The sequence below is a fragment of the Algoriphagus aurantiacus genome, assembly GCF_035156405.1.
Lineage (GTDB): Bacteria > Bacteroidota > Bacteroidia > Cytophagales > Cyclobacteriaceae > Algoriphagus > Algoriphagus aurantiacus.
Genome location: NZ_JAXRUT010000001.1, coordinates 186,298 through 207,945 on the forward strand (window position 1 = coordinate 186,298; position 21,648 = coordinate 207,945).

General features: G+C 42.1%; 18 protein-coding genes. 5 read left to right on the top strand and 13 right to left on the bottom strand.

The window, feature by feature from the left end; genetic code table 11:
• Nucleotides 1-2: 2 nt before the first annotated feature.
• From SYJ56_RS00785 to SYJ56_RS00795, 3 genes are all read right to left on the bottom strand, one after another.
• The gene (locus SYJ56_RS00785) at nucleotides 3-407 is read right to left on the bottom strand and encodes an META domain-containing protein (protein ID WP_323831512.1); all 405 of its coding nucleotides are present in this window, start codon (nucleotides 405-407) and stop codon (nucleotides 3-5) included.
• 87 nt (nucleotides 408-494) lie between these two features.
• Nucleotides 495-1,355, bottom strand: coding sequence for a carboxylating nicotinate-nucleotide diphosphorylase (gene nadC, locus SYJ56_RS00790; RefSeq protein WP_323831513.1), 861 nt, complete (start codon nucleotides 1,353-1,355; stop codon nucleotides 495-497).
• A 190-nt stretch (nucleotides 1,356-1,545) separates the two neighbouring features.
• Nucleotides 1,546-1,944, bottom strand: coding sequence for a DUF4783 domain-containing protein (locus SYJ56_RS00795; protein ID WP_323831514.1), 399 nt, complete (start codon nucleotides 1,942-1,944; stop codon nucleotides 1,546-1,548).
• Nucleotides 1,945-2,081: 137 nt separating this feature from the next.
• Between SYJ56_RS00795 and gpmI the strand changes: the two genes are divergently transcribed.
• Both gpmI and SYJ56_RS00805 read left to right on the top strand, forming a co-directional pair.
• Nucleotides 2,082-3,605 carry a 2,3-bisphosphoglycerate-independent phosphoglycerate mutase gene (gpmI, locus tag SYJ56_RS00800; RefSeq protein ID WP_323831516.1) on the top strand — a complete coding sequence of 508 codons (1,524 nt, stop codon included), beginning with the start codon at nucleotides 2,082-2,084 and terminating at the stop codon, nucleotides 3,603-3,605.
• Nucleotides 3,605-4,177 carry a hypothetical protein gene (locus SYJ56_RS00805; RefSeq protein ID WP_323831517.1) on the top strand — a complete coding sequence of 191 codons (573 nt, stop codon included), beginning with the start codon at nucleotides 3,605-3,607 and terminating at the stop codon, nucleotides 4,175-4,177. The genes gpmI and SYJ56_RS00805 overlap by 1 nt, the downstream gene beginning before the upstream one ends.
• Before the next feature lie 68 nt (nucleotides 4,178-4,245).
• Here SYJ56_RS00805 and SYJ56_RS00810 read toward each other — a convergent pair whose 3' ends face one another.
• The gene (locus tag SYJ56_RS00810; RefSeq protein WP_323831518.1) at nucleotides 4,246-5,925 is read right to left on the bottom strand and encodes an amidase; all 1,680 of its coding nucleotides are present in this window, start codon (nucleotides 5,923-5,925) and stop codon (nucleotides 4,246-4,248) included.
• A gap of 69 nt (nucleotides 5,926-5,994) precedes the next feature.
• Here SYJ56_RS00810 and SYJ56_RS00815 point away from each other — a divergent pair, with 69 nt between their 5' ends.
• Complete coding sequence (locus SYJ56_RS00815) at nucleotides 5,995-6,432, top strand: hypothetical protein (RefSeq protein ID WP_323831519.1); 438 nt, start codon at nucleotides 5,995-5,997, stop codon at nucleotides 6,430-6,432.
• Between the two features lie 98 nt (nucleotides 6,433-6,530).
• Here the strand turns inward: SYJ56_RS00815 and SYJ56_RS00820 are convergent, their stop codons facing one another.
• Nucleotides 6,531-6,845: a hypothetical protein gene (locus tag SYJ56_RS00820; protein ID WP_323831520.1), complete on the bottom strand. Its 315-nt coding sequence runs from the start codon at nucleotides 6,843-6,845 to the stop codon at nucleotides 6,531-6,533.
• A gap of 161 nt (nucleotides 6,846-7,006) precedes the next feature.
• Between SYJ56_RS00820 and polA the strand changes: the two genes are divergently transcribed.
• Nucleotides 7,007-9,835 (top strand): DNA polymerase I, encoded by a 2,829-nt coding sequence (gene polA / locus SYJ56_RS00825; RefSeq protein ID WP_323831521.1) that lies wholly within the window; start codon nucleotides 7,007-7,009, stop codon nucleotides 9,833-9,835.
• A gap of 227 nt (nucleotides 9,836-10,062) precedes the next feature.
• Nucleotides 10,063-11,436, top strand: a complete 1,374-nt coding sequence (gene radA, locus SYJ56_RS00830; RefSeq protein ID WP_323831522.1) for a DNA repair protein RadA — start codon at nucleotides 10,063-10,065, stop codon at nucleotides 11,434-11,436.
• A 170-nt stretch (nucleotides 11,437-11,606) separates the two neighbouring features.
• Here the strand turns inward: radA and SYJ56_RS00835 are convergent, their stop codons facing one another.
• The 8 genes from SYJ56_RS00835 to SYJ56_RS00870 form a co-directional block, all read right to left on the bottom strand.
• Entirely contained in the window at nucleotides 11,607-12,467 is an 861-nt protein-coding gene (locus tag SYJ56_RS00835; protein ID WP_323831524.1) for a phosphoenolpyruvate hydrolase family protein, read from the bottom strand.
• 202 nt (nucleotides 12,468-12,669) lie between these two features.
• Complete coding sequence (locus SYJ56_RS00840) at nucleotides 12,670-13,887, bottom strand: Tm-1-like ATP-binding domain-containing protein (protein WP_323831525.1); 1,218 nt, start codon at nucleotides 13,885-13,887, stop codon at nucleotides 12,670-12,672.
• A 119-nt stretch (nucleotides 13,888-14,006) separates the two neighbouring features.
• The gene (locus SYJ56_RS00845) at nucleotides 14,007-14,966 is read right to left on the bottom strand and encodes a glycoside hydrolase family 43 protein (protein WP_323831526.1); all 960 of its coding nucleotides are present in this window, start codon (nucleotides 14,964-14,966) and stop codon (nucleotides 14,007-14,009) included.
• A 43-nt stretch (nucleotides 14,967-15,009) separates the two neighbouring features.
• A complete protein-coding gene (locus SYJ56_RS00850) occupies nucleotides 15,010-15,861 on the bottom strand; it encodes a sugar phosphate isomerase/epimerase family protein (RefSeq protein ID WP_323831528.1) in 852 nt (283 codons plus the stop codon).
• Between the two features lie 6 nt (nucleotides 15,862-15,867).
• Entirely contained in the window at nucleotides 15,868-16,983 is a 1,116-nt protein-coding gene (locus tag SYJ56_RS00855) for a Gfo/Idh/MocA family protein (protein ID WP_323831530.1), read from the bottom strand.
• A 151-nt stretch (nucleotides 16,984-17,134) separates the two neighbouring features.
• On the bottom strand, nucleotides 17,135-17,893 hold the full coding sequence (locus tag SYJ56_RS00860) for a ThuA domain-containing protein (RefSeq protein WP_323831532.1): 759 nt from the start codon (nucleotides 17,891-17,893) through the stop codon (nucleotides 17,135-17,137).
• Between the two features lie 50 nt (nucleotides 17,894-17,943).
• Entirely contained in the window at nucleotides 17,944-18,498 is a 555-nt protein-coding gene (locus SYJ56_RS00865; RefSeq protein WP_323831534.1) for a plastocyanin/azurin family copper-binding protein, read from the bottom strand.
• Nucleotides 18,499-18,505: 7 nt separating this feature from the next.
• Nucleotides 18,506-21,580, bottom strand: coding sequence for a PVC-type heme-binding CxxCH protein (locus SYJ56_RS00870; RefSeq protein WP_416377777.1), 3,075 nt, complete (start codon nucleotides 21,578-21,580; stop codon nucleotides 18,506-18,508).
• Between the last annotated feature and the right edge of the window lie 68 nt (nucleotides 21,581-21,648).

The window sequence follows — 21,648 nt, forward strand, 5'->3', positions numbered from 1 at the left end:
ATCTACTGAAGCTTAAGAATAACTTCTTTTCTTCCGTTCTTTAATAGCATCAGGTCTCCTTCAGTATCATAAAACCGGACTTGATCTAGCAATTCCAAAAATCTAGTTTCAAAAGTCTGGTTTTGACAGGTCATACGGGTAGCTCCCACGTCGGAGAATCTCAAGGATTTTCTATTATCCAACAAGAAATCCCCATAGATCCTATTACATCCACCACTGCCATTGATTAGCCCATTTTCTGAGTTGAATATTAAATGGGCATCATTTGGTGATCCGGACGTTTGAACCGGGGTACTCATCATCTCTACTACTGTCAAGTGTCTGCCATACCAATTTTTTCCGGGGAAGGAACTGGAACTGCAAGACGCCAGAATAAAAATGAAAAGAATGTACAATGGTTTTCTCATAGTTGGTTAGTTTAAGTTGAGCTGATCTTTCAAGAGTCAAAACCAGCCTAAATCAACAACTATAAGACAAAAATCCTGCTAGAAAGCTTAATCAAACGCTTTCAGACTGATATCCAGACTCTTCACGGAATGGGTAAGTGCACCCATGGAAATAAAATCAACCCCGCATTCTGCTACTGACACTAGGGTTTCTTCCGTAATTCCTCCAGAGGCTTCAGTTTTATAGTTGTCCCCCACCATCTCTACAGCTCTTCGCATGGTGGCATAATCCATATTGTCGAGCATAATAAAATCTATCCCACCAACTTCTATTACTTCAGCTACCTCGTCCAGTGTTCTTGTTTCCACCTCGATTTTGAGATGAAGGTCATGTGCTGCCAAATAAACTTTAGTACGCTCAATTGCCTGACGTATGCCGCCGGCAAAATCCACGTGATTATCCTTCAGCATCACCATATCATACAGTGCAAAGCGGTGATTGACTCCGCCTCCGATATGAACAGCCCACTTTTCCATCAATCGGAAATTTGGTGTTGTCTTCCTTGTATCCATCAGCCGAGCCTTGGTATGAAGAATCTTCTCAGTCAGTCGATGCGTCAACGTAGCAATACCGCTCATTCGCTGCATACAATTTAGCACCAGTCTTTCTGAAGAGAGAATGGATGCAGATAAACCTTTTACTATCAGCCCAATATCTCCATACTTCACTTCATCACCATCTTTCACGAGTAATTCTACTTCAAGATCTGGGTCAAAAGTCTTAAAAATCTTCTCTGCCAATTCTACTCCCGCTATGATTCCATCGTCTTTGATAAGCAGTTTTGCCTGACCGGTTTTTCCTTCTGGAATCGAGGAAAGAGAAGAATAATCGCCAGGACCGATATCTTCTGCAAAAGCTGCTGCAATAAAGGTGGAGATGGCTTCTTCGTTGAGATAGGATGGTTTCATGCCCAAAAATAGACATTAGGAACTCCCGCAAAGGCGCTAAGGCCCAATTTTATTTTAGCAACTGATGGTTTTAGTGTCAATTTTCTGACTTGCGGTTGGAAAAGTTTCAAAGTTCAAAATCAATAAGAAACAGCGCGTACTTTGTGCTTTCTTTGTGTTCCTAGTAGAAAAAAACTATCAGGAAAATGCTTTAGCCTTTGACAAATTCAAGACTGTAAATTTTGAAATCTTGGGCTTGCTGAAAAACTTTGATAAACACTTTAAATAATCCCTGACTTGTCTGATAATCACCTATATAAGAACTCAAGCTTGGGTTATTTTCACTACGAAAAACCAAGCTGAATCCCATAGAAGGGTTTTTCTTAAAAAAATCTTTTAGGACAAGTTCTGCCTGATTTTTAGAATAATCTCCCTGCAATCCGTTAACATTTAAGGAAATGCTGGAATCGAAAAATTTGGCTAAGTCGCTGCTTGAACCACTATCAATGGCAGAAATAACTGTTTCAATGGAATTCAAGGTCTCAATTTCCCTTTTAGGAGTTTGAATAAACAAGAATATTGAAACGATTAAACTTAATACTGAGGTCATTGCCCATGCTAGGCAAATACTAAGCCAAAAAAAGAATCATGTTCTGCATTTTTAAGTTTACCAAGTGCATGCTCTCGAAGGTTTGTCTAATCGGGATTTCGGGACTACTTTGCCTTGAAATATAATATATTTGCGGTATGGATAAGAAAGTACTTTTAATGATTTTGGATGGCTGGGGAATAGCCACCAATCCTTCTGTTTCTGCTATTGACAAGGCAAAAACCCCTTTTGTCGACAGCCTTTACACCAAATATCCACATGCTACGCTGGAAGCTTCTGGTCTTGCAGTAGGTTTGCCAGTTGGGCAGATGGGCAATTCCGAAGTCGGCCACATGAACATTGGCGCCGGTCGAGTAGTCTATCAGGATTTGGTAAAAATCAATCTTGCCGTTGAAAATAAAGAGCTGGATTCTCATCCGGTTTTAGTAAAAGCATTCGCGAAAGCTAAAGCTGCTAAAAAGAAAGTCCACTTTATGGGTTTACTTTCGGATGGTGGAGTTCATGCGCATATCACGCATCTAAAAGGTCTTTGTGATGCAGCAAAATTCAATGGAATGCAGGATGTATTTATCCATGCTTTCACCGATGGAAGGGATACAGATCCAAAAGGAGGGATTGGCTATTTAGAAGATCTTAAAGCGCATTTGACTCATTCCGTAGGTCAGGTTGCCTCGGTTGTCGGAAGATATTATGCAATGGATAGAGACAATCGCTGGGAGCGCGTGAAGCTAGCTTACGATGCTTTAGTGAAAGGCGAAGGAGAAAAGTCCAAAGACATCATAGCTGCTATGCGCAAATCCTATGAAAATGGCGTAACTGATGAATTTATACGCCCAATCATCCGTATTGGAGCTGATAATAAACCTTTGGCAACAATACAGGAGGGTGACTTGGTGATATGCTTCAATTTCAGAACTGACCGAGGCAGAGAAATCTCCCAAGCATTAACACAACGCGATTACGAAGATTTCAACATGAAGAAGTTGAATGTAGATTACATCACCTTTACTAATTATGATGCTACATTTAAGGAAGTTGAAGTTCTGTTCGAGAAAGACAATCTAAACAATACTCTCGGGGAAGTACTGGAAAGAGCGAATAAAAAGCAGATTCGAATAGCTGAGACTGAGAAATATCCACACGTTACGTTCTTCTTTTCCGGAGGAAGAGAGGAAGAATTTATGGGAGAGAGCAGATTGCTTTGTCCTTCTCCAAAGGTGGCTACTTATGATCTCAAACCTGAGATGAGTGCATTTGAGATTGCCTCCAAAATCAATGGAGAACTAAAAAAGAAAAGTGCTGATTTCATTTGCCTAAACTTTGCAAATGCAGACATGGTCGGTCATACTGGTGATTTCGATGCCGCAGTGAAGGCTTGCGAAGCTGTAGATGCTTGTGCTGAAAGCGTGGTCACTACTGCTTTGGCAAATGATTATACCATCATCGTCATCGCCGATCATGGTAATAGCGACATGATGATCAACGAAGACGGCACCCCAAATACAGCCCATACTACCAATCTCGTACCGTGCATAATGGTAGATAAAAATAACAAGCTTACTATCAAAGACGGGAAATTAGGTGATTTGGCTCCAACTATTCTTAAGCTGATGGGCGTAGAGAAGCCAGATGATATGACCGGAAATATTCTATTAACTTAATGAAGCATCACAAAAGTCTTTCCTTAGGGATTTTCTTTCTAGTTGTTTTCGGGCTGATTTCTTGTGTAAATGAATCAACAAAGGCACTTGAAAAAGAGCCTTATTTTGACCTTGAAGGATTTATCAAGGAGAAAATTCAAGAAATCGATAGCATGGAAGTAATCAAAGTATCCGAAATTCAAGGAGAAGAAAAACAGACCAATGTAGTCTATTCTACTAAGGACTGGGAGGAGGAATTTGGTATATTCAAAGAAGCTGATATCAATAAATCTTCTTTGCTTACATCCTATGAGACTAAGTCTTCCAATGATTCGCTGACCCATGAGCTATACCCTAAGTCTGAAGCAAAAGTGAAATTCATTAAAGTCACTTATGATAATGAGGAAGTAAGTAGCGTTGCTATCAAAATAGCAGATGATAACCTGTTCTACTCTTCTACAACCTTGGCGAATATATATATCGACAATGCTACTAAGTTGATTGATCATTATTCCATCGAGACCACTCAGAAGATATGGTTTCTGGACTCAAATAATATGAAAATCAAAGGAACGATAGTGCCAAAACGCTAAGGGCTTTTCACATTAAAAATAAAGGCAAGGACAGGAGAAGATCTTCAGTCCTTGTCTTTTTTTGTTGGTTACTTGTCAAACATCGGAGGCCGTTTCGCTTGCCAGTCACTAGTTGATTGAATTAAATTTCCCAGCATTATCAATTTCTCCTCTTCAAAAAGATTTGCTAATAAGGTGATCGAAGTCGGTCCGCCTTGCTCGTTGAATCCATTTGGAAGACAAAGGGCTGGATGGCCAGTCAGATTGGTAATCTGTAGCTGGGCACCTCCATAACTCGGCGTAATTATGACATCATAATCCTTCATAATTTCATGCATTTCCTGGATCAGTATAGTTCTTTGTCTGGCTGCCTGCACATATTCCACAGCAGGTATAAACCTCGCTGAGCGAAAAGCATTTGGCCAGGCATTTTTATGCTGTGCGACGAGTTGATCATCCCAACCTAATCTTGTAAGTTCATCAAATGCTGCGGCTGCTTCTACAGATAGCATGATTTGAATAGCTCTGGGATTTACTGAGGTTTTCAACTCCACTGGATGAAGCTCAAAGCCCTGATTTCTCAGTAAGTCAAGCACATCTTTATTATTTTGCATGCTGGGATTATCGCCTTCGAAAAATTCATTGAAGTAGCCTACTTTTATTTTTTTGACATCATTTTTGGAGGAGAAATTAAAGGCTGATTTGATGGTACTGGCATCCATGGTGTCTTCTCCATTTATTACCGACAAAATGATTCCATCGTCCAAAGCGGATCTGGATATTGGCCCGATTTTATCCATGGACCAACTCAGAGCCATTGCTCCATTCTTACTTACCCGACCAAAAGTTGGTCTAAGGCCTGTCACGCCATTTCTAGTGGAAGGAGATACGATTGAACCCAACGTTTCTGTTCCAATAGCGAAAGGAACTAACCCAGCACTTACAGCTGATGCGGAACCTGCTGAGGAACCACTTGATCCCTGCTCTAGATTCCAGGGGTTTTTGGTCACTCCTCCATACCAAACATCTCCCATAGCCAAAGCCCCAAGTGTGAATTTTCCAACCAAAACGCCTCCGGCATCATTCAACTTATTCACCACGGTCGCAGTCATATCGATCTCTTGATCCTTGTATGGCATCGCTCCCCAAGTAGTTTTGGTGCCCTGCACCGCCAAAAGATCCTTGATACCATATGGAATGCCGTGAAGAGGGCCTCGGTATTTTCCGGCAGCCAACTCAGCATCCATTACTTTTGCTTTTTCCAAAGCAGAATCCTCAAGCAAAGTAATCAGGCATTGCAGCGTATCAGAATAAGTCTTTATGCGATCCAGGTAGATTACAGTCAATCGCTCACTGGATAGTTTCTTTGATTTAATCAAAACTGCAAGCTTGTTTACTGGCATGTAGGCAATATCAGAGTCCTTTTCAGGGAGTGAAATTTCTGTAGCCAAACCCCAGTCTAGCTCTTTCTGATTTTGATCAGGGTGAAATCCTGTTGGAAGTGGATTGAAAACCAATGCTGGCGCCACAGAGTTATCCAGCTTTATTTCCCGCAGTGACTCGTATTTACTTCGCTGATTTTCTAAGGAGCCTATCATGCTATCTGTTTCTGCTGGCGTAAAAGACAAGCCAAAAATGTCAGAAGCTCCCTCGATGGAAATAGGTGTGATTTCTCCTGTATTTCTGCCAAGTGTAAAACCAAGTAATATGCATCCCGCTGAAGCGATAAGTATAAAAGCAAAGTAAGAAACTGTGTTTTTTGATTCCATTGAATAGTTTTGTTATAATGTAACCTCAGAATGCTGAATGCAATTTCAACTACCCAATATAATCAACCAATGAATCAAAGTCCTTCCTTTCCTGTATTCCCGATGTATTTTCGTGGAATTCTCCTTCTAGCTGGGATGTACACAATTGCCTGGTCTGCTATTTTCAGGCTAATGGGAGGATCTATTCTAGACTGGCTCGCTGACGGAAATATGATCGATGCTACCTTACCAGTGACCTATTATGGAGGATTTGGAATTTTGGTTGGCTTGCTGATTTTTTTTAGCGCATTTTATCCCGTTAGTTGGGTTTACCTTATTATTGCAGGCATTACTGGAAAAATAATTCTAGCTATCTGGTTTGCCTTGGGCTTCATACCCGATTTAGGATGGAACAAACGAATCGCTTTTCAGTTGATTTTTAATGAGATACTATGGCTAATACCTTTGATCGTTATTTTTCTCAGAGGCATACAAGTAAAAAACTATCTTGCCGAAAACCCTGAATGATTTATTCGCCAATCCAGAACTAGCCTTAAAGTGGAATTATATAAAAAAAGGCTGACAATTCACTGTCAGCCTTTTTGGGTTACTCAGGTTAATTTTACTTAGGTCAGCAAAATCAAAAGCAGTAGAATAATAATAATTGCCCCTACTGAGATATAAACTCCACCACCAGCTCGCTTGGCTTCCTCTTTCATATCTTTCAACTCCATACGCACGTCCTTTTTTTCTTCTCTGCTCATGTTGCTAAAGTCCATGGCTTTGATTTCATCTACTCTAACCTGAATCTCTGCTAATCGCTCTTTTTGAGCTTCCGTCAATTCAGTTTTTTCTTTTTTAGAGTTTTCGTCATTTGCTGGCGCGGCTACCAGCATATGCGTAGAGAAAACCAATGCGAGAATTGCGAATAATTTTTTCATAAGTTGTTTGTTTGTGTTCAGGTGATCTAAATCCCCAAATTTACCGCCAAACTCTGTCAGAGGGACAGGATATAGCCAGATTTTAGGCTTCCACCAGAGGAAAATTTGTAACTTAGGCGGCTATAATACGATTGGTGTTTTACCAAAAAAATTGTCCTGAAATGTCCCAAAAACAGCCCTGTAAGCTTTTTTTACTTGATGCCATGGCGCTCATCTATCGAGCGCACTTTGCCTTCAGCAAAAACCCTAGAATAAACTCCAAAGGACTGAATACCGGCGTAATGCTAGGCTTCACGAATACGTTGCTCGAAATTGTCGATAAGGAAAAACCTACTCACATTGGGGTAGCCTTCGATACTCATGCCCCAACATTTCGACATGTTCAGTATGAGCAATACAAAGCTAATCGGCAGGAGCAGCCCGAAGATATCGCTACTGCTATTCCCTGGGTAAAAGAAATAGTGAAGGCCTTCAATATTCCTATTTTGGAATTGGATGGATATGAGGCTGATGATATAATCGGAACCTTGGCAAAACAGGCTGAAAAGCAGAATTTCACTGTCTATATGATGACTCCCGACAAGGATTATGGTCAGTTGGTAGATGATCATATTTTCCTGTACAAGCCTTCTTTTATGGGAAATGGCGTGGATGTCATGGGGCCAAAGGAAATTTGTGCCAAATGGGATATCGAGCGAGTAGATCAGGTACGGGATATTCTTGGGCTTATGGGTGATGCAGTGGATAACATTCCAGGAATCCCCGGCATTGGACAAAAAACAGCCGTGAAACTCCTTAAAATCTACGGAACAGTAGAAGAATTGGTAAAAAATACAGCTGATCTCAAGGGCAAGCAAAGAGAAAATGTGGAAAACTTTGCTACACAAGGAATTCTCTCAAAGGAACTGGCAACTATCAAGTGTGATGTTCCGATTACCTATATAAAAGAGGATTTAAAATACGAGGGAATTAATGAGGAGAAAGTCCGTACAATCTTTACAGAACTTGAATTTCGCACATTGGCATCCCGCGTATTCAAGGGCACTGATAAGATCGCAGCAGTCCAGAAAAATGACCAACTAGGCCTTTTTGGCGAAGCTCCCGCTCCTACGGCTTCCGTTTCAGTAGAAATAGAATTCGAAGAGGAATCAGTAAATGTAGCTGAGCAGAAGGCACCGGATACCATTCATAGTAATATCCAGAATTACCATAAAATTAAAGGCAAGGCTGAAATCCTTGAATTAGTCGAATTTTTAGAAATTCAGAAAGAGCTTTGCTTTGATACCGAGACAACATCTGTCAATCCAATGGAAGCAGAGCTCGTCGGGATTTCCTTTGCCTATGTCACTGGCGAAGCTTATTATTTGCCATGTCCCGAGGATAGAAATGATACTTTGGCTATCCTGGAATTGCTCAAACCGGTCTTTGAAAATGAAGCTATTCTGAAAATCGGTCAGAACATCAAGTACGATATTCTGGTCTTGAAGAATTACGGCATCGATGTCAAAGGAGTACTTTATGACACCATGCTTGCGCATTACCTGATCGATGCAGACGGTAAGCATTCTATGGATTGGCTGGCCAAGCAATACCTGAATTATGAGCCTGTTTCTATTACAGAATTAATTGGAAAAAAAGGCAAGAATCAAGGCAATATGCGGGATGTGGATGAAGATGACGTCACTGCTTACGCTTCAGAAGATGCAGATATTACCCTGCGTCTCAAAGCTCAGTTTGATCCTTTGCTGAAAGAAAATAACTTGATTAAACTTTTTGATGAGGTAGAAAATCCGCTTATCAATGTGCTCGCGGACATGGAATTTGAAGGTGTTCGTATTGATATGGGAAGTCTGGCAGAAATGTCAATTTTGCTAGAAAAAGAAAGTAAGGAAATCGAAAATAAGGTCTATGAAATGGCCGGAGTTCGCTTCAATCTAGCTTCCCCAAAGCAACTCGGTGAAGTACTTTTTGATAAATTGCAACTGGATCCAAAAGCCAAAAAGACCAAAACAGGGCAATATGCTACCGGTGAAGAAGTCTTAAGTAAACTTGCCCATGAGCATGAAATCATCCAGAATATTTTGGACTTCCGACAGATGGTGAAGTTGAAATCTACCTATGTGGATGCTTTGCCGACGATGATTAATTCCAAAACGGGAAGAGTCCATACGACTTACAATCAATTTGTTGCAGCAACCGGACGTCTTTCTTCTATTAATCCCAACCTGCAAAACATTCCAATAAGAACCGACCGAGGGCGAGAGATTCGAAAGGCATTTGTGCCGAGAGATGAAGATCATATTTTGCTGGCCGCGGATTACTCGCAGATTGAGCTTCGGATTATGGCCTCATTCTCTGGCGATGAATCCATGATAGAAGCTTTCCGGACAGGTCGCGATATTCACGCTACTACAGCAGCCAAGATTTTTCAGGTTCCACTGGAAGAAGTGACTTCAGATATGCGTAGAAAAGCCAAAACAGCCAATTTTGGGATTATTTATGGTATTTCCGCATTTGGGCTTTCTCAGCGTTTATCCATTCCACGGGGAGAAGCCAAGGAGATAATCGATTCATATTTCAAGGAATTCCCGGCTGTAAAAGAGTACATGGATGGAGCCATAGAAAAAGCTAAAACCCATGAATACGTCGAAACTATCCTAGGTCGCCGTAGATATCTCCGGGATATCAATAGTCGGAATGCTACCATGCGTGGCTTCGCTGAGCGAAATGCAATCAACGCACCGATTCAAGGTTCTGCTGCCGATCTGATCAAAGTAGCGATGATTAATGTGCATAAGTGGATGAAAAAAGAAAATCTTAAGTCCAAAATGATCCTTCAGGTTCATGATGAATTGGTTTTTGATGCGCACATAGATGAAGTGGAAATTCTAAAAGCTAATGTTCCCGACTTGATGTCAAATGCCATCAAAATGGCTGTTCCGGTAGAAGTGGAAGTTGGAATTGGTACAGATTGGTTGCAAGCCCACTAGTTAGTATCAAGATGTTAGACATAAGTATCTAGACCTTAGACATTAATTATTCTTAGAGGGACTAGAATCAAGATCCTAGAATCAAGAAAATGGGTTTTAGTGGTAGGATGATTGTTTCTAGTGCTTAGGGATTCCATACTCATTATTAACAAATCATTCAAATAAATACCAGGGTTGAAGGTTCTCTGAATCTCGTAAATCGTACTTCATAATTCGTAAATCCAAAAATGGCCAAAATAAAAACCACGTTCTTCTGTCAAAACTGCGGTGCACAAAGTCCAAAATGGCTGGGAAAGTGCTCTGCCTGCGGGGAATGGAATACTTATGTGGAAGAGGTAGTTCAGAAGGAAGAATCCGGCAAGGGAACGTGGAAGACACCAACTTCTGGCAATAAAAAAGCGAGTGTTCCTAAGAAAATCCAAGAAGTCAATTACGAGGAGTCACCAAGATATGTAACGGGAGATAATGAACTCGATAGAGTTTTGGGAGGTGGGATCGTCCCAGGCTCACTTGTACTGATCGGTGGAGAACCTGGAATAGGCAAGTCCACCCTGATGCTTCAGATTGCTTTAATTTTAACAGGAAAGAAAATTCTTTATGTCTCTGGAGAGGAAAGTGAAGCTCAAATAAAAATGCGCGCTGACCGGATGACAGCAAAGAATCCTGATTGCTATGTACTATCTGAGACAAACACTCAGCAGATTTTTCAGCAGATTGAAGCGCTGAAGCCTGATCTACTGATCATAGATTCCATCCAGACACTGACTTCCCAATATGTAGAATCTGCCGCAGGATCTGTTTCGCAGGTGCGGGAGTGCACCGCCGAACTTATGAAATTTGCCAAAGAAACCGGAACACCGGTTTTCTTGATAGGACATATCACCAAAGACGGATCCATAGCCGGACCAAAAGTATTAGAGCATATGGTGGATACAGTTTTACAGTTTGAAGGTGACAGGCATATGAGTTATAGAATCCTAAGAACTTCCAAAAACCGCTTTGGATCCACTCACGAACTTGGAATCTATGAGATGCGGGTGGAAGGTCTTCGTCCAGTCGCAAATCCATCAGAAATTTTATTAACTCAAAGAGAAGAAGTACTTAACGGAGTTGCTATCGGAGCGATGATGGAAGGAAATCGACCACTTCTAATCGAAATCCAATCCCTAGTAAGTCCGGCAACCTACGGTACACCACAGCGAAGCAGCACAGGACACGATGCCAAGCGATTGAATATGCTTTTGGCAGTCTTGGAAAAGCGAGGTGGAATGAGACTTGGTCAGCAAGATGTATTTTTAAATGTGGCAGGTGGACTACGGGTGGATGATCCAGCACTGGATCTTGCAGTTTGTGCTTCTTTGATTTCCAGCTATGAAGATACTCCTGTTTCAGAACAGATTTGCTTTGCGGCGGAGGTTGGCTTGGGCGGAGAAATACGTGCTGTACATCGGATTGAAAACCGCATTGCTGAAGCTGAGAAATTAGGCTTCAAAAAAATAATCGTATCCAAATACGCTGTAAAAGGACTAGACCTTGATAAGTATAAAATCGAAGTGATGCCAGTTAGTAAGTTGGAGGAGGTTTATCAGAAGATTTTTTAGAGGAGCTTTTTAGTGAATCAAGTGGTAAACTATAGCACATCTAGCGCAAGTCTCATGACTTGTGCTGCCTAAATTGCAGTCTGAAGACTGCATTTCTGTAAGTCCAAGTCTGAAGACTTGAACGACTTATCTAAATGGTCTGTGCGGGCACAGACCATGGTGAGCAATTCCTACTTTATCGTCAGCTTCTTAAACTCCCGAGTCAAATTCGTCAAAGACTCTTCCACACCCATTCTTTCGAGCGAAGAAGCACCAACGAATCCATGCACATTTGCCTTTTCCAAAATTATCCGAACGTCTTCCGGAGTGTTAATTGGACCGCCATGCGCTAGAAAGAATAAATCAGGATTTACCGCTTTGGCTGCAGCTACGATTTCATTTGTACGATCAATGGCTTCATCCATGCTACAACTGGCTCCAGTGACACCGATAGATCCACCCACTGTCGTTCCTACATGTGAGATAATTGCATCCGCTCCTGCCTCAGCCATTTGTCTAGCTTCTTCGGGTGTTGCCACATAGACAATGGAGAATAAATCCATTTTATCAGCGATTCTCACCATTTCCACTTCTTTGTCAAAGCCCATCCCTGTCTCTTCCAAAACCTGTCTGAAATGCCCATCAACTATGGAATGTGTCGGGAAATTGTTGATTCCGGAGAATCCCATTTCCTTCACTTTCAGCAAATGATGCCATATCCGTCTGCGCGGATCAGAACCGTGTACTCCGCAGATAACAGGTATTTCCTCCACCACAGGGAGCACTTCGAACTCTCCGATTTCCATCGCTACCGCATTGGCATCACCATACGCCATTAGTCCCGCTGTAGAGCCATGTCCAGACATTCTGAATCTTCCTGAGTTGTAAATGATCAATAGATCAGCTCCTCCTTTTTCTATGAATTTAGCAGAGATGCCTGTCCCAGCACCCGCAGCAATGATCGCTTTCTTTTGGGTTAATGTATTTTTAAGTCGATCTCTTACTTCTTGTCTTGTGTATGGATTTCCCTTCCCAGTCCATGGATTTGGCATAATTTCTACTATTAAATGAATTTGCTTATTTAACCGCGGAGATCGCAAAGAATACCGCGGAGAGCACAGTTTTTCAAAATTTATTTTCAAGTTGTCCCGCTTCTCCAGAAGCTGAACTTTTTCTTATTGGTTTTTGGCTTGATCCCATATTTTATCAAAACCAAAGCCTCGGTCTGTATCTCTACAGACCGAAATTAAAACGTCAACCGATCATCTCTAGCAATTTCTCTACGGCTACCTTGGCAAAAGCCTGATCGTTGATATGTAAAGGCAAGTTGATAAAAGGAATTTCCGATTTCAAGTTTTCCTGAATGGATTTTGAAAGTGCCTCGTTTGATTCATGATTATAAAATACATTTCCTTCTGAATCAATTTGCGAAAGGCCTTTTTCAGGGAAAAGAACAACGGTGAGTCCATCAGACTGATTTAGCTTACTTACCAAAATTCTTCCCAGCTCTTCATTTTCTTGCTTATTTGTTCTCATCAAGGTCACGGTAGGAACCCAACTATACAATTGCCGATTTTTATATCTCTCCGGCACAGAATCTTTGGTTCCAAAGTTTACCATATCCATGCAGCCGGGAACAACGACTTGGGGTATTCTCATCTTTGCGGCAGCTTCCAATCTATTCGGCCCTGCACTGCAAATTCCAACGCAAAGTTCATCTGCCAATTCGGTCGTTGTAATATCCAAAATACCCACAAAACATCCTTCCAATGTCAAACTTTCCATCGCTTTGCCACCTACCCCATTTGCATGGAACGTCATTACTTCAAAACCTTTCGCCTCTAGCAGTTGTGTACAATAATCCACGCAGGTACTGGTATTTCCAAACATACTGATTGCAATCCGCTTCCTATTGGATGTTCCTGGTGGAATTTGAACGCTGCTCATGGCAACCAGCGCAGCGGCGGCTTGCTGAATAATGGGTTTGATAATGCTATTCAGTGCGGCTACATCTACGACTGATGGCATCAATAGAATATCCTTAACTCCGATCAGGTCAGAGAGATCTTTACTTGCCAGTGTAGAGATGCAGATTTTAGGTAAGCCTAAAGGCAAAAATTGCATGGATTTTAGGGTTACGTAAGTTCCGCTGCCTCCGCCCATCCCGATTACCGCATCAACATTCTTTTGCTCATGTAATTTGGCTAAAACTTTTGCTGCACCGAGACCCATAATTTCCATCGCATAGCCACGGTCATTTTTCCCTCGGAGCGAAGCCAAGTTTTCACCGGCTGCTTCACAGATTTCCTCTGATTCAATAGTTACAGGGAAAAGCTCTGTTGTGCCCAAAACTCCCACATTCACCGCCAATACTTCAGCTCCTTGCGCCAGAAGACAGTCTCGCAGGAAAGCGAAAATTTCGCCTTTCGTGTCGAAACAGCCAAGCATTAGGATTTGTGGTTTTTGGGTCATATTTTAAATAGTTCCTCGGTCTGTGTCCTCACAGACCGAAACATTAGTGGTCTGTGGAGACACAGACCACGGCAGCTCGTATATAAATGGTCAATGGGGACACAGGTCATGGTCCAAACTTAGTTCAACTCAAGAAATTTAAAGCTCCCTTTCTTCACTTCCAAAACATCGGCTTCATTTCCGTTTGATTTAAATTCCAGTTCGATCAGCGCAGTTTTTCTCGGTTCGACCTCCTCGTCAGAGTTGTGTGTATGAAGTACATAACGCAATTTCCCTTTGGCATCCACAAAGAAATCCCCGTGACCGGAACCGTTGATTCCCGCATCAGCTTTGTCGAAAATCGGGTTAGTAGGGCTTTTAGTCCATGGACCCATCGGGCTTTCACTCACAGCGTATCCCACAGCATAGTCAGGATTTCGGAAATCATTGGCTGAATAGATAAAGTAATACAACCCTTCGTGTTTGATAATAGCAGGTCCTTCAGACACCGTCCAGTCCACATTCTGAGTGTTTTCCCAAGTTTCTTCTGCATGGAAACAATAGGTCAAGGTCTCTTCTTTAATGCCTAAGAAATCATCTTTCAGTTCCGCTACAAACAATCTATTTCCTTCTGTGAGTCGAACATGATACAAGTACTTTTTCCCATCCGGATCTATAAAAACGTAGGGGTCAATCTGCTTGACTGGAGCCTCCAAATCTTTGATTTCGGTCTGGGTAAATGGTCCCAATGGACTATCGGAAGTTGCGATAGCAATATGTTCATTGGCAGTGTAAGCCATGTAGAATTTGCCTTCAAACTCAAAAACCTGTGGTGCCCAGAAACCTTTGTCACCATAGGATTCCCCCTTTTTGAGCGCATAACCATCATTTTTATCTGACTTTTTCCAGGATTTTAGATTCTTGGAAATATAAACCTCAAAGCCTTGATTGCTGTCTTTTCCATTTGTGCCATACAAATAGTAGATATTATCATGAAAGAAAATCGTTGGATCGGCAAGGAGGATTGGTTCTTTTTCAGGAGCTGAAAAGAAGCTTAGGCTAAGCCAAAATGTTGTGATAAGGATGTGGGTTAAGTTCATCTTTTAGTAGATAATGATGTATTTATAAGCTTAACTTGTTTCGTTAATTACCGAACTGTTTCTTATAAAAAGCCAATCCATTGCTTGCTAATTCGTCAGCGCTATTTGCCAAAGGTCTCCAAATGCAGGTGGCTTTTGCCATTTCCTTGGATACGGCACCGAAGGTCTCGATTACTATCGCCCCTTTGTAGCCGATTTCCTCCAAGGCTTCCTTGATCTCGTCCCAAGCAAGATTTCCAGTTCCCGGAGTGCCCCGATCACTTTCATTTCCCTGTACATGGCAAAGCAAATCCTTGCCGACTTTTCGAATCGACGCAGCAATATTTTTCTCCTCAATATTATTGTGAAAAGTGTCTAGCTGGATTTTTAGAAATGGAGAATCAACGGCTTTTATAATCTCCAACGCCTGATCCACGGTATTGACCATATCACTTTCAAAGCGGTTGAGTGGCTCCAATCCTAAGATAATCCCATGTTCCTCTGCTGTTTTGCAGGCTTTTTTCAGGTTATCCACACACCAGTCAAATTCCTGTTTCTTTTGATCAGCAGAAACTGAGCGAAGTTTTCCTACAGCGGAATACAACGGCCCTCCAAATAATGGACTTCCCATTTTGGCAGCGATTTTAATGGAATCCTCAATGTATTGCAACCCATTTGCACGGATAGCTGGATCCTCACTGGAGATATCACGATCTGCTCCAAATGCACCGCTGATACTGACTTTCAATCCCAATTCGTCAGTGAGCTTTTTCAAAGCGTCCCAATCCACCAGATCTTTATCCTCCACTGGCACTTCGATGATATCAAAACCCATCTCCTTCACCTTGTGTACAAGATCAAAAGAATGGGTATCGAAAGGCGATACCCATAAAAATGTACTTACTCCAAATTTCATTTTTGATCAATCAAATGTTGGAACCTGAATTCTCTCTCCGCCTTTCATGGCTGACTCATGCGCACAAATTCCCGCACAGGTATAGTTAGCAGCGACGGCCGCATCCACAGCGGAATCACGACCTACTACGATGGCCGCAACGAATTCCTGCACCAAATGTGGATGTGAACCTCCATGTCCAGCACCTTGTAAAAATGACACATGGTTAGGATCATCGATAGTCTGTCTTTTGGTGAAATGCTTGATGGGCTCGATCAGCAATTCGTCCGTGTCTGGCACATCGATTCTTCGCGCATTTTCTCCACCATCAAAAATCACATGACTTTCATCTTCCAATTGCTCCCACTCAAAGGACATTTTGGTACCATACACGTCATAAGACTCACGATACTGGCGCACCACATCAAAAAGTGAACGTGTTGCTTCTGCAATTACATCTGAGTTTTTCAGTGTAAAAGTGGCTGTTTCCATTGCAAATGGTGAGCCGTATCGGCTAGCCAAATCTTCACTCAATCTACCGGATCCGTGACAAACCACCGTTTCAGCTTTAGTATTATTGATTCTTAAAAGTGGAGAAATCGCGTGTGTCCCGTTCAACATTGGCGGGAAACCTTTCCAATACTCATCCCAGCCTGGCATGCTCATGTCCTGAATGTGAGATCCTCTCACCATCTGGATTCTGCCCAGTTGTCCTGTCTCTGCCAAATTCAAACCATACAAAAATTCACGGGTATAAAGAGCCGTTTCCATCATCATGTAGACTTTTCCCGATTTCCTCTTCGCATCTACAATTGCTGCGCAATCTTCCTTCGTCATCGCCATAGGAATAGTGCAAGCCGTATGCTTATTCGCATTAAGCGAAGCCAAAGTCATTCTTGCATGATCTGGTACAGGCGTTACAATATGAATAGCATCTACATCATCACGCTTTGGCACATCTTCCCAATTGGTAAAGCAAAGATTCCTGTCCAAGTTGAATTTGCTGGCCAACTCATCGATAGTCTTCGGATTTCTGGTACAGATACCAACTGCCTTGATGTTTGGATGTGCTTGATAGATTGGAATAAACTCCTTGCCGAAACCCAGTCCGACTATAACTACGGTGATTTGTTTTTGACTCATTTGTGTATGCTTTAGGTTTTGATTTTACTGTTGAAAAAGATCGTTTAAATCCGTTGAGAGTTCTTTTTCTACTCGATTTTGGTGATTCCGGTCTGTGGAGATACTCCACGGCGCACAGGCACAGACCGGGGTTTCATATCTGTTGAGAAGTCTATTTAGCTGCCCACTTTACAGCATTGCGGATAAGGGTTTGGTATGCTTCCAACTCGTGGGAAGCTGCATCATGACCCAGTGCGATGCCCACGATTTTGGCTTTTGGATGCTTCACGATGAAAACAGATGGGAAAGGCTCTTTTCCCTCCGTACTGGCTTGTGCAAGAACTTCAATTCCTGGGCCTTCAGAATCTATTTTCTGATAGTACAATTCATCCTTCAGAGAGAAATGAGAAGGAACTCCCTTGGTTACGGCGTGCTTGACATTGGTCAGATTTACATCGAACTCTCCATAGCGGTCATGTCCCCTGGAGCCCCCGCTTACAAGATCCCTATTATACTCTGGCCAGTCATTCCAGCTATACCACATTCCCGCATGAGCGATTATAATCCCTTTTCCGGAATTTGCGAAAGCAAAGATTGCCTCCCTAGTAGCAGGATCAGGGATTGCTTTATTATTGGCGAGAAAAAGTACATCAATATCAGGTAGATAATCATTGATAATATCTGTGTCATCGGTATAAATAACTTCAGCCAATCCTTGTTTTTCCAGAGTAGCCGCATCCACTTCTTTGTACCATTTATCAAAATCATGTGAAGCGTCACCACCCACCAATAAGACTTTGATCGGCTTTTTTTTCGGACTTGGTTTTTCATTAGTTTCTGCTACCAGATTGTATGTCATTCCTAAAGTCAGCAATAGACTAAAACAGAAATGTAAAAGTCTTTTAAGGTTAATTTTTTGGGTTGTTTTCATAATTAAAAGGTTTGAGTATTATTAAAACTAATTTACATCTCAATATCAGTTCAACTCTCCACTTTCATAATACCATTCATCATTCGCCAGTGACCTGGGAAAGTGCAGACAAATGGATAATTGCCAGGCTCGGTGGGAGCCGTGAAAGTCAAGGTGTACAATTCCTGAGGCCCGATCATCTTTGTAGAAAAAAGAACCTCAGGGATTTCTGGGATATAGAATTTTTCTGAAGCCTTGGGATCACGTAGCATCGCATCAGCGGCCGCACCAACTTTGTCCAGAGTTCCTGGCTTTGCAATCAACAGGTTGTGCTGCATGCCATCAAGATTGTCGATCTCTAAGATGATTTTGTCCCCGGCTTTCACTTTGAATGAATCCAAATCAAACTTCATCATTTCCGGTACAATCTCAATCAAAATTGTCGTTACCCGTTCGTCCTCATTCCGCTCTATTCGGATGTTGTTTCCTTGTTGGTTTAGGTTTTCATTCCTTGGTTGTGCTTCGCAAAGAGCAATAGCTTTAGGAGCTATTGCCTCTTTGGGAGTATCAAACCGGCTTCCCAGAATTAGCATTGCTGCTAATGGAAATAAAGTTACTTTGATCATGGTATGCTTATTTTAACTCTATTACTACGTTTCTCAGGTTGCCTTCAAAGCTAAATTCGTCTTTGTAAGAACCTACATTTTTATCTCCGCCAAAATCACGGCCAGATCTTACACTTGGCGCAAGTTTACCTGTGAATGCACCAGTTGCTTTCGCAGTTGCTACAGATTTGCCATCAATCAGGATTTCCATTTTTCCGTCTTGAGCAAGAGAAACCTGCACTTCATAATTTTCTGGTAGTGCTTCGCTACTTACGGCTTCGAAAGTTTTTCCATTTTGCTTTACTACCCAGTGCAGTTTGTCTTCTTCTAAATAGAAAGTATAGCCGTTGTTGGAATCTCCATGTGCCGTGATCACACCAAATGGTTCTTCATCTCCTCTTTGGGATATCTCTGTGGATATGGAAATAGCTTTGTCTTTGACATCTGGAGAATACTGAAGCGTGCTCCTTCTTCCCAGTTCATATTTTTCATTGGCAACAGCGGTCACTAGTCTATTGGTCAAATCAGTTTTGTCCGTACCAATAGCATCGGTAAAGAATTCTCCTTGCTCGGCAGCTGCCGCAAAAATCGCCTTCTGCAACCAGTCATCTTTTGCATTTTGCTCTTGCAAACTTGCCTGATAGAGCATTTCGCCAGCTTCACCATTTCCAGGCACTTCGGCTAGTTTTAGGATGGCATGCATTCTAACATTCAGATCTTTGTCCTGCGTAAGTCCAGCAGACTTGATCGCTTGGGTTGTTGCTTCATCATTTGGCAAAACGGCTATAGCTGCTTTTCTTACGCCTGCAGCAGGTTGAGACAAAGCCTCAGTTGCTACATTGATAGCTTCCGTATTATTTCCTACGAAAGCTCCCAAGCCATGCAGTGTCCATAAGGCATGCACAGCAGGACTATTCAGCCCGATTTCGTCTACCGATTTATCATTGATGATTTTATAGAGATAGGTAAATACTTTCTGATTTCCAGATTCAACCAGCAATCGCTGAGCGGTCATTCTCCAAAACATATTGTCATTTTTCAAAGCAGCGATCAATCCTTTCGAATCATCCTTTGACAGTTTCATGGGTTTGTCGTTGCTTCCGTCTTTGTAAACGACACGGTAGATTCTTCCATGATTCGTATCTCGAAGTTTACTTTGAAAAGCATTACCCTGCCCATGAGGCTGATCTTCAAATGGCAAAACCATTCTCGAAGGTGCCTGACGCTCCACAAAGACGTTGTGCTGAATAATGAAATTGTACCAATCCGCTACCCATACGGCGCCATCAGGCCCAACTTCTGCCTGAACAGGCCCGAACCACTCGTCCGAACTTGCGAGCAAATTCCAACCGTCTTTCTCTGTAAATCCAGCTCCATTCGGTTCGATGACCGCATTATGCGTCAGACGAATAGTGGGCTCACTCACAAAGGCAATTCTGTTCCAATATTCCTTCGGAAAATCTCTTGCAGTGTATAATTTAAAACCGGCGGCTGAAGTAAATCCACCTACTACATCCACCTGTCTTAGGTTTGGAGTCATCGCATGCGCATCGTAGTGTCCGTCAATTTTCTGGATTGGCTGAATCTCAAATTCTGGAGAGACTTCACCTTCTGCTGCTTTGGGGAAAGCACGTTGCAAATATTTAGCAGGAATGGAATAATATCCTGCATGAGTATTATTTGCAGTGGACATGAAGACATTATTATCTTCGGAGAATCCCAAACCCCAGGTATTATTGCTGGAACTGGCTAAGTATTCGAAGTCTTTTCCGTCAGGATCAAATCGGTATATCCCCTGCGGAAAACTCATTTGCTCGCCATTGATGGTTCCGTTAAATCCGGAATAACCGGTCACTCCCCAGATTTTATTATCAAAACCATATTGAAGGTTTGAAGGCCCTGCGTGAGTATCATTTTTGCCCCAGCCGGTTATGATGACTTCTTTAACATCTGCCACATCGTCGCCATCAGTATCCTTCATAAAGACAAAATCTGGAGCCATGGATACGATAATTCCTCCATTTGCGAATACCATGCTGGTAGGAATATTCAATCCGTCTGCGAAAACAGTGAATTTATCAGCTTTACCATCACCGTCGGTATCTTCACAGATTTTGATGCGGTCATTGGCTTGGCCGTCAGTCTCTTTAAACGTATTCGGATAATCCACTGACTCCACGATCCACAATCTCCCTCTCTCATCCCATGCCATGGCGATAGGATTCTGAATGTCCGGTTCTGAAGCAAAAAGTTCTATGGAAAAATCAACAGGTTTCTGAATCAGTTTTTTGGACTCCTCGGGGGTCAAAGCTTCTTGCATCTTTGGCACTTCATATCTTTTGGTGAAATCAGAGATTGTCTCCTCATAGATCGATACATCAGGAATATTCAACGCAGTGACATTGGCTTTGATATCATCTCCCATTGCCCAGAAAATACCATTTTTCACTAAAGCCAAGAAACCCGCATTTTTCCATGTTCTCTCGTCGTGACCATAGGCGGTATAGAATACACGGCCTTTGCCCACATTTCTCACCCAAGTGTATGGCTCTTTATGCTCACCATCTACTCGCTCTGTGAGTACCGTCATATCATGATTAACCCGCTGATGCACGTAGGTTTCGTCCCAAGTGGTGAATGCTTTCAGGCCTTGCATGATTTCATGATCTGGCGCAACGATCTCAGCAGTGAACTCCCCCTCTCCATGGGAGGCAAACTGCCCTCCGATAGTCTCAATATACCAATCGGAATTTTTGAAGCAACCTGTAGCAGAATGTAAAGGAATGAGCCCTTTACCACTTTCCACAAAGCTTTTCAAAGCTGCTTCCTGCTCTTTGGAAAGAACATCGTGATTGGCATAGATCACCAAGCCGTCATATTTAGCTAGATTATCCTTATTCAGATCTTCCACTGTCTCTGTATAAGTAATGTTGATACCACTTTCGAAGAGGGCTGTGGCGAGCCATGGTGCATACAATCGGGAATTATGATGCTCGCTGGCATGTCCAAAGAAAAGTACCTCTGCCCGTCTCGGCTCTTGCAAGCCCGCAAAATCGGAAGCTAGGGAGAGGGAATTGTGACTAAGAAAAATAGTCGCAATCAGCAAGAAGAGAACATTGATGTTTTTATTTAATCGCATGATTAATTCGGTTTATCAGGGTTTATCAGTAA